The sequence below is a fragment of the Lysobacter enzymogenes genome (assembly GCF_017355525.1).
Lineage (GTDB): Bacteria > Pseudomonadota > Gammaproteobacteria > Xanthomonadales > Xanthomonadaceae > Lysobacter > Lysobacter enzymogenes_C.
In genome coordinates this window covers 5,607,900-5,622,610 of sequence record NZ_CP067395.1, presented here as the reverse complement: position 1 = coordinate 5,622,610, position 14,711 = coordinate 5,607,900, and the positions used below count along the sequence as shown (strand labels likewise).

The following is a 14,711-nucleotide window of genomic DNA, read 5'->3' as shown; positions in this document are numbered from 1 at the left end:
GCCGCGCGGGTCGCAACCGGCGAGACGGCGGCGGGCGTGAATGTGCGGCCGGGCCGGCGCGGCTTGACCCGGCCGGCCCCGGTCGCCATGCTCGCTGCGCCCCGCGCCCGGCCCGCCGATGCGCGGCCGTCACCCGCCGATGGCAAGATGGCCGCCGTCGCCGCCCGGCCCGCCCCGCCGGCGCACGCGCGCCTTCGCGCGACGCCGCCCCGGACGCCACTCCTTACTACTGATGCAGGTTTCATGAGCAGTCGTTACAACGCCGCAGACATCGAAGTCCTCTCCGGCCTGGACCCGGTCAAGCGCCGGCCCGGCATGTACACCGACACCGCGCGGCCGAACCATCTGGCCCAGGAAGTCATCGACAACGCGGTCGACGAAGCCCTCGCCGGCCACGCCCGCAGCATCGAGGTCACCCTCTACGCCGACGGCAGCTGCGAGGTCTCCGACGACGGCCGCGGCATGCCGGTCGACATCCACCCGGAGGAGAAGGTGCCCGGCGTCGAGCTGATCCTGACCCGCCTGCACGCCGGCGGTAAGTTCAGCAACAAGAACTACACCTTCTCCGGCGGCCTGCACGGCGTCGGCGTGAGCGTGGTCAACGCGCTGTCCAAGCACGTCGAAGTGCACATCAAGCGCGAAGGCAACGAATACCGCATGGCGTTCAAGGACGGCGACCGCGCCAGCCCGCTGGACATCGTCGGCAGCGTCGGCAAGAAGAACACCGGCACCCGCGTGCGCTTCTGGCCCGACCCCAAGTATTTCGACACCCCGAAGTTCAGCCTGCGCGCGATCAAGCACGTGCTGCGGGCCAAGGCCGTGCTGTGCCCGGGCCTCAACGTCAAGCTGTTCGACGAGGCCACCGGCGAGCGGCTGGAGTGGTACTACGAGGACGGCCTGCGCGATTACCTGTCCGGCGAGCTGCGCGAAGGCCAGCCGCAGCGCGAGCTGCTGCCGCCGGACCTGTTCGTCGGCCAACTCAAGAAGGACACCGAAGTGGTCGACTGGGCGGTGGCCTGGGCGACCGACGGCGAACTGGTGCAGGAAAGCTACGTCAACCTGATCCCGACCGCCCAGCACGGCACCCACGTCAACGGCCTGCGCACCGGCTTCACCGACGCGCTGCGCGAGTTCTGCGACTTCCGCAACCTGCTGCCGCGCGGGGTCAAGCTGGCGCCGGAAGACGTGTGGGACCGGGTCGCGTTCGTGCTCAGCATCAAGATGACCGACCCGCAGTTCAGCGGCCAGACCAAGGAACGCCTGTCCTCGCGCCAGGCCGCCGGTTTCGTCGAGGGCGCGGCGCACGACGCGTTCTCGCTGTGGCTCAACCAGCACACCGACCTGGGCGAGAAGATCGCCCAGTTGGCGATCGAGCGCGCCAGCGCGCGGCTGAAGACCGAAAAGCAGATCGTCCGCAAGAAGATCACCCAGGGCCCGGCCCTGCCCGGCAAGCTCGCCGATTGCAGCTCGCAGGACCTCTCGCGCACCGAACTGTTCCTGGTCGAAGGCGACTCCGCCGGCGGCAGCGCGCGGCAGGCGCGCGACAAGGATTTCCAGGCGATCCTGCCGCTGCGCGGCAAGATCCTCAACACCTGGGAAGTGGCGTCCGGCAGCGTGCTGGCGTCGCAGGAAGTGCACGACCTGGCGGTGGCGATCGGCTGCGATCCGGGCAAGGAAGACATCGGCGGGCTGCGCTACGGCAAGGTCGTGATCCTCGCCGACGCCGACTCCGACGGCCTGCACATCGCCACCTTGCTCAGCGCGCTGTTCCTGCGCCATTTCCCGGCGCTGGTCGCGGCCGGCCACATCTTCGTGGCGATGCCGCCGCTGTTCCGCATCGACGTGGGCAAGACCGTGTTCTACGCGCTCGACGAGGAAGAAAAGCGGATCCTGCTGGAGAAGATCGAGCGCGAGAAGGGCGACCGCAAGAAGGGCCTGAGCGGCGCGATCAACGTCACCCGCTTCAAGGGCCTGGGCGAGATGAACGCCTCGCAGCTGCGCGAGTCGACCATCCACCCGGACACCCGCCGCCTAGTCCAGCTGACCGTCGACGACAACGCCCAGACCGTGTCGCTGATGGACATGCTGCTGGCGAAGAAGCGCGCGGGCGACCGCAAGACCTGGCTGGAGACGAAGGGCGATCTGGCGACGCTGGAAGTCTGAGCCGCAAGCGCTTTCGCCGATGTTTCTGCCAACGCCGCGGCCTCGTCCGCGGCGTTGCTCTATCGGCCTGTCGCAAACCTGCGGACGGCCGCCGGTAAACTGGAGCGGCTGTACCCGCCGCGGCCTTGTGCCGCGTTGAACCATTCGAGAAAAGGAAGTCGCATGTTGCGCACGCTCGCTTTGTCGCTGTCCCTGCTGCTGGCGTCCCAGTCCGCAGCCGCCCAGGCCGTTGCCGACGATCTGCTCGAAGCCCCCGCCGGGCTCGGCCAGATGGTCCGCCAGGACGGCCAGTGGGTCCGCCTGAAGGGCCTGAACTACAACCTCATCCAGCACACCACGCGGCGTCCCTTCGACGTCCGCCAGCTCGACCGCTACCAGTCCTGGGGCTTCAACTTCATCCGCTTCCCGATCAACTGGAACTTCCTCGAGCCCACGCCCGGCAACATCGACTGGGGCTATGTCAACGAGATCGAGCAGGTCGTGGCCGAAGCCGGCAAGCGCGGCATGTGGGTGATGGTCTCGATGCACCAGTGGGAAACCTCGCAGTGCTACCAGGGCGACTGGGGCGGCGGCTTCCCCGGCTGGTTCGTCGAGGACATGGTCGGCGGCGCCTGCGTCTCCGGCGCCAACGGCAACCAGCTCGACTTCTGGGATGCGTTCTGGGCCAACCGCGCCGTCAGCGCCGGGCCGTATGCCGGCAAGTCCGCCTGGGAGGTCTATTCGCAGGCCTGGCGCACCGTCGCATGGCGCCTGCGCAACTACCACAACGTCGCCGGCTGGGACGTCATCAACGAGCCGCATACGGGCCGCACCACCGGTTCCTACCCGCTCAACAGCACGATCCTGCCGCAGTTCTACGAGTACGTCGGCACCCGCATCCGCTGGTCGGACTGGCGCGACGGCGACCGCAAGAGCCATCTGCTGTTCGTCGAAGGCGACGTCGGCACGGTACGGCCGGAACTGGCCAAACCCAACCTCAGCAACTTCGTGCTGACGCCGCATTTCTATCCGCTCGACCAGCCTGCCTACCTCAACCGCGACTGCGCTGCGCTGACCACTTTGGTGCAGCCGCTGCTGGACAAGGCCAGCGCCTGGGGCGTGCCGATGCTGATGGGAGAGTTCGGCGCCAATGTAGTCGCAGACCGCGACCGCGCTCTGTCCTTCGCCAAGCACACCTCGCGCATCGTCAGCGCCAGCGGCCAGAGCTGGGCGTGGTGGCCGTTCGAGGACTATGCGGTCGAAGACCTGCCGTACCGTCCCGAAGTGGCCGAATTGCAGAACAATCTGCTGGTGTACAGCGGCGCCAAGTGCGTCCCTTGAGCGCTCGCTCCAACCCGGCGGAGTAGAATCGCGCCACGCGCCGTCGCGGTCCGTTGTGCGGACCGCGACGGCATCCGCTGTCGCAACCGCGCCGCGCGCCGCCCTCGGGCCGTCACGCGGCGCTGCCGGGCGATGCCGCATCGTGCGCGCATCGATACCGGCCGGAGATCGATATGAAAGGACGCAATTGCATCGCTTCGCGCTTTCCGCGCGCAGGCTCCGACAACCGCGCAGGCCGCCGTCATGGCCGCTGAGCGCCGCGCCGGTTACGGCCTGTCCCCGCCCGGCGCGCCGCTCGCGGACGCAGCCGGCGACGCGCCGAGCGGCGGCCGCTTTTTCGGCGCGCTGGCCTGGCTGGCGCTGCTGCTCGGCCCGGCGCTGGCCTGGCTGATCGTGTTCGGCCTCACCCCCGACGCCCAGTGCGGCAACTGGAGCCTGCACTGCACCGGCAAAGCCGTCATGTACAGCGCCGCGAGCTGGCTGTTCGGCAGCCTGCTGGCGATCGTCGCGCTGTTCCGCGGCGAACGCCGCGGCGTGGCGGTGCCGGCGCTGGTGTTGAACCTGATTCCGTTGCTCGGATTGTTGGCGGCGTATCTGTTCCTCGCCGAGCGCGCCTGACAGGACCCGCACCGATGCCGCAACGTATCGGCTAGCGCATCGCTACGCTTGCGCGCCATCGCGACGGTTCGCGCGGACCGCGCGTCGGGATTTCGCGCACGGCTCCGTCGTCGTATCGGTATGCGTGGCCTGAACGCGCGAATGCTGCTGAGCCGCGGCACAGAAACTCCCTAAATCCGCAAGAAACAACGGGTGCGGGCGCGCCGATCGCGCGTCGGAGCAAAATCGCCAGTAAGCTCCGGACAGTTTCCACGGAAGCGCCCGATGGCCAGGACCCCCGTCAAGAATGGATTCGTCGTGATCGAACGCGAGCTGTCGCCGTCGCACAGCTTGCTGTACCGCAAGATCTCGGCGCTGGAGAAATCCGGAATGCCGCTGCCCAAGGCCTTGCTCGCCGTCAAGCGCAAGCTCGAGCGCGCGCACGAGCAAACCGCGGTGGCGATGGCGATCCGCTACCGCGGCGAGACCCTGGCCAAATCGGTCGTGCACACCGGCAAGGGCGCGCTCGCGCTGCGCCGGTTCGCCGAAGCGCTGATGCGGTCGGCGCCGCGGATGGACGCGGCGGCGATGGCGGAGGCTGCGCGCGCCGCGTTCGTGCGCGGAAAATCGCACGACGAGACGCTGTATCGCGACGAGCAGGTGCGCTTTCGCCTCAAAGTCGTCGTCAGCGCGCGCGGCAAGACCTTCGCCTGGATCGTCATCGAGTCGATGAAGAAGTCGGTCCGCTGCGCCATGAGTTCGGACGATATCGCCGAAGCGCGCGCGCTGCGCAAGCCGATCGCGCAATCGGTGGCGATGCTGCAAAAGGCCGCGCGCAAGCACGCCGAACACGAGCAAGGCTGAGGCGCCGGCGCGCGCCGCGGTTCAATCCGCGGCGGCGGCGGCCGCGAGCGCGGCCTTGAGCGGTTTGGCGAACGCCGCCGGCCGGCAGCGTCCGAGCTTGACCGTCGGCGTGCCGTGCCACCGCGCGCATTCGTCGATCGCCGCGGCGATCTCCGCGGCCAAGGTTTCATCGGCTTCGACGCCGTCTTCCAGGTACAAGGCCTTGACCTCGAACGCGCCGGCCGCGCGGTGCGCCTTCGCGTCAAGCCGCCCGACCAGCCGCCCGCGCACCAGGATCGGCAGCACGAAATAGCCGTAGCGGCGCTTGGGCTCGGGCGTGTAGCACTCCAGGGTGTAATCGAAACCGAAGAATTCGCTGGCGCGTTCGCGGTCCCACACCACCGGATCGAACGGCGACAGCAAGGCGCTGCGGGTCGCGCGCAGGCGGCCGGCGGCGGCCTTGGCCAACGCGTCGGCGTGCCCGGGATGGACGTAGCCGGGCGCGTTCCAGCCTTTCACCGCCACCCGCAGCAACGCGCCTTGCGCGACCAGTTCGTCGAGGTCGCGGTCGCGCAGGCGCGGCTTGGTCCGGTAGTAGTCGGCGATCCAGCGCGCCTGGGCGATGCCGAGCGCGGCCACCGACTTGAGGATGGTGTCGCGCCGCACCTGCGCCGGCTCGATCGCGATGCGGTTCCAGTCCGCGACCGCGACGCCGGCCACGCGCTCGGCCAGGTCGTAGACGCGCTGGAAGTTCTCGCGCCGCGCCACCATCAGCTCGCCGAGGGCGAAGCCGGCTTCGAGCCAGCGTTTCTCGTCCTTCCAGCCCCACCAGCCGCCGCCGCCCTGGCGTTTGTCTTCGCGCTCGAAATCCGAGGATTTGACCGGGCCGAGCTCGCGGATGTGGGCGAGCAAGCGGTCGATTTCGCCGCCGCGGCTGCCGCGATGGCGCTGCGCGTTGCGGATCGCCCAATGATGCTCGCGCTGGTGCAGCGCGTTGCGGTGCATCAGGTAATCGTCCATCGGCGCGAAGCAGGCTTCGTGCGCCCACACCTCGAAGATCGCGCGCTCGGCCAGCAGTTCTTCCAGCCAGCGCTGCGGGTAGTCGCCCAGGCGCGAGAACAGCACCAGGTAGGGGCTGCGCGCGACCACGTGGATGGTGTCGATCTGCAACAGCTGCATGCGCGCGATCGCCGCCAGCGCATCGGCCTTGCGCGCGCGCCGGCGCGGCCGCGCCAGCAGGCCTTGCGCGTGCAGGTGCAGCGCGCGCGCCTGCGCCAGCGACAGCGGCAGCGTCGAGGCCGCCGCGTCCGCGCCCGTTTCGCTGCCGCGCGCCGCACTCATCCGCGTTGCGAATCCAGCGCCGCCTGCAGCAGCGCGCGCAACAGCGGTTGCAGCTTCGCCGCCTTGGCTTCGTCGTAGGCGAAGGAATCCTCGTCCATGTAGTTGCGCTGGCTCAGTTCGAGTTGCACCGCTTCGGCTTCGATCTCAGGATCGCCGTAATGGCGGGTGATGTAGCCGCCCTTGAAGCGGCCGTTGACGATCCAGTCGTAATCGCCCTGCCCGGCCAGCACCGCTTCCAACCGCGCCTGCGTCGCCGGCAGACAGCTGCGGCCGGCGGCGGTGCCGAGGTTGAGGTCGGGCAAGCGGCCTTCGAACAGGAACGGCACTTCGCCGCGGATCGAATGGCCTTCCCACAACAGCACGCGGCCGTGTTCGGCGCGGATGCGGTCGAGCTCGGCGACCAGGGTCTCGTGATACGGGCGCCAGTAGAGGTCCACGCGCTGCGCCACTTCGGCCGCGTCCGGCGCCTGGCCGTCGAGGTAGACCGGCTCGCCGCTGAACTGCACCGCCGGGCACAGGCCGGTGGTGTTCTGGCCCGGATACAGCGAGGTGTCGTCCGGCGGGCGGTTGAGGTCGACCACGTAGCGCGAATAGCGCGGCACCAGGATCGACGCGCCGAGCTCGCGGGCGAAGTCGTACAGGCGCGAGACGTGCCAGTCGGTGTCGGGTGCGTGGCGCGCGGACTCGACCATGCGCGCGGAAAATTCGTCGGGAATCAGCGAGCCGTCGTGCGGCAGGCTGATCAGCAGCGGCGCGTGGCCGCGGTGCAGTTGGAACACGGGCCAGGCGGGGGCGGACAGGGTCATGGCGGGTTCGCATCGAAGCCGGCGGCGGGGGCCGGCGCAGTAACCGCATGGTACTGCGCCGCGGCCGCCGCCGGTTTGCGCGACGCGCGCGCAAGCTGGCGGCGGCGCGGATTCAACGGCGCGGATTCAAAGGCGCCGGTTCGGCGCTGGAGGTTCAGCCGCCCGATTTGGGTTTTGCCGCGTCGGATCGCTCCGCCTGCGCGGCTCCCGTCCCGAGCCGCCGCGCGAAGAAATCGGCGGCGGCCCGATGCACCCGCAGCCAGCTCGCATACCGCAGGAAGAAATGGTCTTCGTCGGGAAGCACCAGCGTTTCCACCGGCACCTTGCGTTCGCGCAGGCGCTCGACCAGATCGATGCCCTGGGAGAACTTGACCGCGCGGTCGTCGTCGCCGTGGATCACCAGCACCGGCGAACGCCAGCCGGCCAGGCGCGACATCGGCGAGGACTGGTAGGCCAGCTCCAGTTCGTCGGGCTTGAGGCCCCACAGCCCGCTGTTGTCGCCGCCCTTGGCGCTCTCGCGCCAGTCGTGCACGCCGTGGCGGTCGACGCCGGCGGCGAACAGGTCGGAGTTGCGCGCCAGCGCGGTGGACGTGAGGAAACCGCCGTAGGAACCGCCGTAGATGCCGATGCGGCGCGCGTCGACGTCGGCGCGCGCGGCCAGCCACGCCTGCGCGGCGAGCACGTCCTGGTACTCCGACGCGCCGCGCGGGCCCTGCTTGTCGGCGAGGCGGAACGTCTGCCCGTAGCCGGTGCCGTCGCGGTAGTTCAGCGCCAGCACCACGTAGCCGCGGCTGGCCAGCCATTGGTTGCTGGCGTAGTCGTTGTAGTAGTAGCTGCTGTAGTGCCAGCCCGGCAGCATCTGCCGGATCGGACCGCCGTGCGCGTAGATCAGCGCCGCGCGCTTGCCCTTGAACGAGGCCGGCGGCTCGAACACGGTCGCGTGCGACACGATGCCGTCGCTGGCGGTCAGGGTGATCGTCTTCGGCTCGACCAATCGGTCCAGCGGGAAACGCGCGGGCAACTGCGCCGGGAAAATCCGCTTGGGCGCGCCGCCGGCGCTCGGCATCACCGCGATCGCGGTCGGCCTGCGCGCATCGGCGTGGCGCAGCGCGATCCACTGGCCCCCGGCCAGCGGCAGCGGGTCGGTGGCGATCTCTTGTTTGGCCGTCAGCAGGGTCTGCGCCTTGCCTTGCGCGTCGACGCTGAACACCTGGCGGTAATCGATCTGCGCGCAGTTGCCGCCGAACACGAACGCGCCGTCGTCGGCCAGGGCGACGGTTTCGGCCTCGCATTCGCCGCGGCTCAGCGGCGTCGGCGCGCCGCCTTCGGGCGGGATCGCGTACCAGTGCAGCCAGCCGCTTTGTTCGGAGGCGAAGATCAGGCGGTTGTCGCGGCTCCACATCAACGGGTCGGCGCCGTTGAATTGGGCGTAGCCGCCGGCGGTTTCGCTGGAGCGGTGGACGCGCTTCGCAAGCCCTGTGTCGGCGTCGGCGACCCAGATTTCGAAAGGATTGGCTTTGGTCAGATCGAACCCGTCGCCGGGCTTGTTCGCCGCGGTGCGCAGGAACGCGATGCGGCGGCCGTCGGGCGAGAACGCCGGCGCGGCGTCGTTGTTGAAGTCGGCGCCGATCCAGCGCACTTCGCGTTTTTCCAGGTCGAGCACGCCGACGAAGCTGTGGTCGCCGCGGTTGCTGACGAAGGCCAGCGACTTGCCGTCGGGCGCGAATTCGGCCGCGCTGTTGGCGCCGCGGGTCTTGAGCAAGGCTTCCTTGCACCAGCCCGGCGCGGTCGCGCCCGGCAACGCGTAGCAACCCAGGCTGCGGCCTTGCACGATCAAGGCATCGCCATTGGGCGCGAACAAGGCCGAGCGTCCGGCGGCGATGCGCTGCGGCTTGCCGCTGCCGTCGCTGGCGACGACCCACACCGCCTGCTCCTGGCCGTCGGGATCGCCGGTCGGATTGCTGTTGCTGCCGGCCGCGTCGGCGCTGCCGCCACGCACATAGGCGAGCCAGCGGCCGTCGCGGCTGAGTTGCAGGGCGCCGATGGTTTGACCGTCGTCCGCGTCGTAGCCGCTGAGCTTGCGCGGCGCGAACTCGGGCGCGCGCGCGGTCCAGACGTTGCGCACGCCGCGCTCGTTGCCGACCCAGGCGATGAGCGGCGCCGTCGCCGCGGCGGTGAGCTGCTCGGGCTGCGGCGCGCTGAGCAGGTCTTCGATCTCGAACGCCGGCTGCGCGGCCGCCGTCGCGGCGAAGCCGCACGCCCAAATCGCCGCCGCAACCGCGCAAACGCGCGCTGCGCCGCGCCGCCGCCCTTCCGCCCTGCTCTCGCTCATGCCGTGCGTCCCGATCCGTAATCAAGTCGACCGACCATAACGCGCGGGCCTGACGGTCTCAACGCATCAACACCACTTCCTCGGCGCTGGTCGGATGGATGGCGACCGTGTCGCGCAGGTCGTCCAGGGTGATGCCGCGCTTGAGCGCGACCGCGAAGCCCTGCAGCATCTCGTCGGCGGCCTCGCCGAGCAGATGGATGCCGACCACGCGGCGTTCCTGGCCGACGCAGATCAGCTTGAACAGGCTGCGCTGCGGCGACTCGGCCAGGGCGTACAGCATCGGCCGAAACCCGGCGCGGTAGATGTGCAGATTGTCACCATGTCGCGCCCGCGCCTGCTCCTCGGTCAGGCCGACCTTGCCGATCGGCGGGTGGGCGAACACCACGGTGGGGATGTCGTCGCGGTCCAGCACGGCCGAGCCGCCGGCGTAGACGCGGTCCATCAGCCGGCGCGCGGCGGCGATCGCCACCGGCGTCAGCGGCGGGTCGGTGCTGACGTCGCCGACCGCGTCGATGCCGGCGACGCTGGTCGCGTTGAGCGCGTCGATGCGCACGAACCCGTCCGCGTCCAGCGCCACGCCGGCGCGCTCCAGGCCCAGGCCGGCGGTGTTGGGCTTGCGCCCGGTCGCGAACAGCACTTTGTCGAACGGCTCGCTCAGCGAACCGTCGCTGCCGCGCACGCGCACCTGCGCGCCGTCGGCCTCCAGCGCCGCGACCGCGTGGCCGAAATGCAGGCGCACGCCGCTTTGGCAGTAATCGTCGGCGAGCTGCGCGGTCAGTTCGTGGTCGAAGCCTTCGAGCAGGCGCTGGCCGCGCGCGAACAGCTCGACCCGGCTGCCGAGCGCCTGCAGCACGCCGGCCAGCTCGACCGCGATGTAGCCCGCGCCGACGATGCCGACGCGCTTGGGCGCGGCGGTCCATTGGAAGAAATCGTCGGAGGTGCCGCCGAGTTCGGCGCCGGCAATTTGCGGCTTGACCGCATGCCCGCCGGTGGCGATGAGAATGCGCGCCGCGCCCATGCGCGCGCCGTTGTCGCATTCCACGGTGTTGGCGTCGAGCAGGCGCGCGCGCATCGGCGCGACCACGATGCCGGCCTTGTCCAGGCGCTTGCGGTAGCTGTCGTGGATGCCGGCGATGTAGCGCTGGCGATGGACGATGAAGGTCGGCCAGTCCAGCTCGCAGGTCTCCTGCGGCGGCGCGTCGACCGCGAAGCCCAGCGACTGCGCCATGCGCAGCTTGGCGCCGATGTCGGCGGCCAGCCACATCGCCTTCTTCGGCACGCAGCCGACGTTGACGCAGGTGCCGCCGAGCAGGCCCGGCTCCAGCAGCGCCACGCGCGCGCCGTGCTCGGCGGCGCGGAACGCGCCGGCCAGGCCGCCGGAGCCGCCGCCGACGACGATCAAGTCGAATTGAGCTTGCTGCTCACTCATGCGAAGCGCTCCGGTCGGTAAGGATGCGGGTCGATCGCGGGCGCGCGCCCGCCGATCAGGTCGGCCAACAACTGGCCGGTGCCGGCGCTCATGCTCACGCCCATCATGCCGTGGCCGTTGGCGATCCACAGGCGCTGGCGGCCCGGGACGCGACCGATCAGCGGCACGTCGTCGATGCTCATCGGCCGCCAGCCGTACCAGCGCTCGCGCTCGACCGGGCCGAGCGGCTGGTGCAGGAACTGCGCCGCGCCGCGCTCCAGCGCGGCCAGCCGGCGCGGGTTGAGGCTTTCGTCGTAGCCGGAGAATTCCATCGTGCTGCCGAGCCGGTAGCCGCTGTCCCACATGGTCACGCAGACCTTGGGTTCCTTCAGCACCACCGGCCGCCGCGGCAGCAGCTCGGGCCGGTCGTAGGTGATCGAATAGCCCTTGCCGGGCTGGATCGCGCCCTTCAGCGCGGGCAGGCCGATCGCGTCGGCGAGCTTGGGCGACCACGCGCCCAGCGCCACCACCGCCTCGCGCGCATGCACCAGGCCGTGGCTGGTGTCGAGGGCGACGCCGTCGGCGTCCTCGCGCAGATCCTTCAGCGCGCAGTATTCCTGCAGCTCGCCGCCGCGCTCGCGCACCGCGCGCGCCAGCTCGGCGACGTAAGTGTCCGGTCGCAGCACCGCGTCGTGGGCGAAGCGGATCGCGCCGACCACGCCGGGCTTGAACGCCGGGTCCTGCGCCTCGTAGGCGCCGCCGTCGATCAGCTCCACGCCGACGCCGAATTCGCGCAGCAGGTCGAGCTCGTGCTGGCTGTGGACATAGCCGGCTTCGGAACGGAACACGTAATCGACGCCGGAGCCGTCGAACTCGCAGGCCAGCCCGTAACGCCCGACCCAGGCCTGCAGGCGCTCGCGCGAATCGTTGAGCAGCGCCGCTTTCGCGGTGGCGCTGCTGCGCCAGTCGCGCTCGTTGCAGCGCGCGGCGAAGCGCAGCAGCCAACCCCACAGCTGCGGGTCGAGCCTGGGGTGCAGGTACAGCGGCGCGTCCGGGCTCAGCACCCATTTGAGCGCCTGCGCGATCACGCCGGGCGCGGCCAACGGGGTCGCGTGGCTGGGGGTGATGGTGCCGCAGTTGCCGTGCGAGCTGCCGCCGCCGATGCGGCCGGCGTCGATGACCCGCACCCGGCGGCCGTCCTCGAGCAGGATCAGCGCGCAGGCCAGTCCGATCACGCCGGCGCCGACGATCACCACGTCCTCGCGCCGCGCCGCGAGCGGCTCGGCCGACTGCTGTTCCACCGACTCGTGTTCCGCCTGCACTGCGCCCATGGTGCTCCGTGGTCTGGTCCGAAACGCGCCGCGCGCCGGGCGCGCTGGCGCCGACCATAGTAACGAGCGCGCGCCGGCACAGATGCGATGCAGATCGGATGCAGGGTTTCGGCGATGCGAATCGCCGCGTACGGCACGGCAAACCTCGCTCGCGCGGGCGCGCGATCCGCCGCGGCGACCGCGCGGCGCGGCGGGCGGCTGAGCCGGGCGCCGAAAGCCCGGCCGGCCTTCGCGCGCAGGCGCGCTCGACCGCTGCCGGCGTACGCCGGCGTCGCTGCCGTTTTCGCGGCCGGGGCTCTTGCCGCCTTGCTGGCAAGCAAACGAGGCGCTAGGACAGGTCTTAATTCGATTTTTTTGTGATGAATTACTCATTATAAAACTCTGAAAACGCCTTCAACCCCGGCGCTCGCCCTCCGGACCGCCCCTAACGTGGATTCCGACTCGCCGCATCGCCGTCCGACGCCACCGGACCGCGCGCGCCGAGCCGCACCGGCCGCCGCCACCGGACCGCACTGGCCCGGACGCGCGCGCCATCTCTACGCAAGGCTTTCCAGGGGATCGCTTCCATGCAGTCGAAGACCGCTCTACTCGCCGCCGCCGTGGTCGCCGCGCTCGCCGGCGTGGCCGTCCACAGCCAGCGCTCGTCCACCGCCGCCGCGGTCGCCGCCAAGACGCCGGCCACCGCGTCCGCGGTTCCGTCCGGCGCCGCCGCAACGCCGGCCGCGCACGCCCACGCCATCGCCGCCGCCGCGCAGAACAAGGCCACGCTGCGCGCGATGATCGACACCAGCGCCCGCCCCGGCAGCCAACTCGGTTGGTCCAGCACCTCGCCGGAACAAGCCGACCAAAGCGCCGCCGCCGCACGCGCACGCGCCCTGCTCGCCGGAATCGGCGCGCGCGAAGCCAACCTCGCCCAGGCCGACGGCTTCAACGCCCGCGACGTGATGATCGACCGCGACGGTACCGAACACGTGCGCATGGAACGCAACTACCAAGGCCTGCCGGTGATCGGCGGCGACATGGTCGTGCATACCCGCAACGGCGAACTGCTCTCGATCACCCAGGGCGGCAACATGCGCACCACCGCGCGTCCGCAACTCAAGCCCGGCATCAGCGCCGCGCAGGCGCGCAGCGACGCCGGCGCCCAGTTCGACGGCCGCGTCGCCGAGCTCGAGCCGGCCAGGCTGGTGGTCTACGCCCGCCACGGCATGGAACCGACCCTGGCCTACCAGGTCGACCTGAGCGGCGAACGCGCCGACGGCAACGGCCCGGGCGTGATGTCGTATTTCCTCGATGCGCGCAGCGGCAGCGTGCTGGAAGCCGAGAACCGCGTGCACACCGCCGCCGCCAACGGCACCGGCAAGACCCTGACCCTGGGCGATGTCGGCCTGGTCACCGATTCGACCAAGAACGGCTACCAGCTGATCGACCCTTCGCGCGGCAGCGGCCAGACCCTCAATGCCAAGAACTCGACCAGCACGATCTTCGCCGCGGCGTTCACCGACAGCGACAACGTCTGGGGCAACGGCAACACATCCGATCCCGCCAGCGCCGCGGCGGACGTCCACTACGGTATCGCCGCGACCTGGGATTACTTCAAGGCCGTGCACGGCCGCAACGGCATCGGCAACGACGGCAAGGGCGTGAAAAGCTACGTCCACTACGGCAAGGACTACCTCAACGCGGCCTGGGTTCCCGGCGGGGGCTACATGATCTACGGCGACGGCGACGCCTCCAACGGCAAGGTTCCGCTGGTCAGCCTCGACATGTCCGGCCATGAAATGACCCACGGCGTCACCATCGCCTCGGCCAATCTGGGCTATTACCTGATCAAGGACAGCGGCGGCCTCAACGAAGCGCTCTCGGACCTGTTCGGCACCCAGGTCGAATTCAGCGCCGGCAGCGCCAACGACCCGGCCGATTTCCTGTTCGGCGAGAAGTTCGCCCGCACCGTTACCGGCGGCGCGGAGCGGGTGCTGTTCCAGCAGAATCTCGACGCCGCCTGGCGCAGCAAGGGCAACCGCTCGTTCAAGTGCTATCCCGCCGGCGGCTTCACCCGGGAAGACACCGCCGAAGGCAAGAAATTCGATCCGCACTTCAGCTCCGGCGTCGGCAACCTGGCCTGGTATCTGATGTGGCAAGGATCGCAGGTGCCCGCCAGCCATCCCAACGTCGCCGTCGCCGACCTCGCCTGCAACGGCGACACCGGCATCGTCGGCCTCGGCGCGGCCAAGGTCGCCAAGATCTGGTACGCCGCGCTGACCAAGTACTTCGTTTCCAGCACCGATTATCCGGGCGCCCGCGCCGGCACCCTCAATGCGGCCAAGGACCTGTACGGCGCGGACTCGCCGGAGTACCGGACCGTCGCCCGCGCCTGGTCGGCGGTCGCCGTGAACTGAACCTCCGGCCGGGCCGCAACGGCCGCAGGCATTCGAACGGCCCGCTCGCGCGGGCCGTTCTCTTTTCGCCGCGCCGATTTCGCCGCGCCGAACCCGCCCGGCCGCGCCGGCCGCCGACGCGGCTTCGCCGCCGCGGCGCGACCATCGCTCTGCGACGCGCCGAATGCATTA

10 protein-coding genes are annotated in these 14,711 nt (G+C 70.2%); 5 read left to right on the top strand and 5 right to left on the bottom strand.

Going from position 1 to position 14,711, the window contains the following annotated elements; genetic code table 11:
* The first annotated feature begins 243 nt into the window (after positions 1-243).
* The 4 genes from parE (at position 244) to JHW38_RS23730 (ending at position 4,944) form a co-directional block, all read left to right on the top strand.
* Complete coding sequence (gene parE / locus JHW38_RS23745; protein WP_207523735.1) at positions 244-2,163, top strand: DNA topoisomerase IV subunit B; 1,920 nt, start codon at positions 244-246, stop codon at positions 2,161-2,163.
* A gap of 162 nt (positions 2,164-2,325) precedes the next feature.
* Entirely contained in the window at positions 2,326-3,483 is a 1,158-nt protein-coding gene (locus JHW38_RS23740; RefSeq protein ID WP_207523734.1) for a glycoside hydrolase family 5 protein, read from the top strand.
* A 243-nt stretch (positions 3,484-3,726) separates the two neighbouring features.
* Complete coding sequence (locus tag JHW38_RS23735) at positions 3,727-4,101, top strand: hypothetical protein (RefSeq protein ID WP_207523733.1); 375 nt, start codon at positions 3,727-3,729, stop codon at positions 4,099-4,101.
* Positions 4,102-4,293: 192 nt separating this feature from the next.
* Positions 4,294-4,944, top strand: a complete 651-nt coding sequence (locus tag JHW38_RS23730; RefSeq protein WP_207523732.1) for a hypothetical protein — start codon at positions 4,294-4,296, stop codon at positions 4,942-4,944.
* Positions 4,945-4,965: 21 nt separating this feature from the next.
* Here JHW38_RS23730 and JHW38_RS23725 read toward each other — a convergent pair whose 3' ends face one another.
* From JHW38_RS23725 to JHW38_RS23705, 5 genes are all read right to left on the bottom strand, one after another.
* Positions 4,966-6,264, bottom strand: a complete 1,299-nt coding sequence (locus tag JHW38_RS23725) for a winged helix-turn-helix domain-containing protein (protein WP_207523731.1) — start codon at positions 6,262-6,264, stop codon at positions 4,966-4,968.
* Positions 6,261-7,070: an N-formylglutamate deformylase gene (gene hutG / locus JHW38_RS23720; RefSeq protein ID WP_207523730.1), complete on the bottom strand. Its 810-nt coding sequence runs from the start codon at positions 7,068-7,070 to the stop codon at positions 6,261-6,263. The genes JHW38_RS23725 and hutG overlap by 4 nt, the downstream gene beginning before the upstream one ends.
* 154 nt (positions 7,071-7,224) lie before the next feature.
* Positions 7,225-9,402, bottom strand: a complete 2,178-nt coding sequence (locus tag JHW38_RS23715; protein WP_207523729.1) for a S9 family peptidase — start codon at positions 9,400-9,402, stop codon at positions 7,225-7,227.
* Between the two features lie 58 nt (positions 9,403-9,460).
* Positions 9,461-10,831: a glutathione-disulfide reductase gene (gene gorA, locus JHW38_RS23710; protein WP_207523728.1), complete on the bottom strand. Its 1,371-nt coding sequence runs from the start codon at positions 10,829-10,831 to the stop codon at positions 9,461-9,463.
* On the bottom strand, positions 10,828-12,141 hold the full coding sequence (locus tag JHW38_RS23705; protein ID WP_207523727.1) for an NAD(P)/FAD-dependent oxidoreductase: 1,314 nt from the start codon (positions 12,139-12,141) through the stop codon (positions 10,828-10,830). Before JHW38_RS23705 ends, gorA begins: the two co-directional genes overlap by 4 nt.
* A 566-nt stretch (positions 12,142-12,707) precedes the next feature.
* Here JHW38_RS23705 and JHW38_RS23700 point away from each other — a divergent pair.
* Complete coding sequence (locus JHW38_RS23700; protein WP_242691077.1) at positions 12,708-14,540, top strand: M4 family metallopeptidase; 1,833 nt, start codon at positions 12,708-12,710, stop codon at positions 14,538-14,540.
* Positions 14,541-14,711: the final 171 nt, after the last annotated feature.

Coding starts and splice junctions, on each gene's coding strand:
- JHW38_RS23700 (WP_242691077.1), top strand. CDS start 12,708: ATGCAGTCGAAGACCGCTCTACTCGCCGCCGCCGTGGTCGCCGCGCTC.
- JHW38_RS23740 (WP_207523734.1), top strand. CDS start 2,326: ATGTTGCGCACGCTCGCTTTGTCGCTGTCCCTGCTGCTGGCGTCCCAG.
- hutG (WP_207523730.1), bottom strand. CDS start 7,070: ATGACCCTGTCCGCCCCCGCCTGGCCCGTGTTCCAACTGCACCGCGGC.
- JHW38_RS23725 (WP_207523731.1), bottom strand. CDS start 6,264: ATGAGTGCGGCGCGCGGCAGCGAAACGGGCGCGGACGCGGCGGCCTCG.
- JHW38_RS23705 (WP_207523727.1), bottom strand. CDS start 12,141: ATGGGCGCAGTGCAGGCGGAACACGAGTCGGTGGAACAGCAGTCGGCC.
- gorA (WP_207523728.1), bottom strand. CDS start 10,831: ATGAGTGAGCAGCAAGCTCAATTCGACTTGATCGTCGTCGGCGGCGGC.
- parE (WP_207523735.1), top strand. CDS start 244: ATGAGCAGTCGTTACAACGCCGCAGACATCGAAGTCCTCTCCGGCCTG.
- JHW38_RS23735 (WP_207523733.1), top strand. CDS start 3,727: ATGGCCGCTGAGCGCCGCGCCGGTTACGGCCTGTCCCCGCCCGGCGCG.
- JHW38_RS23715 (WP_207523729.1), bottom strand. CDS start 9,402: ATGAGCGAGAGCAGGGCGGAAGGGCGGCGGCGCGGCGCAGCGCGCGTT.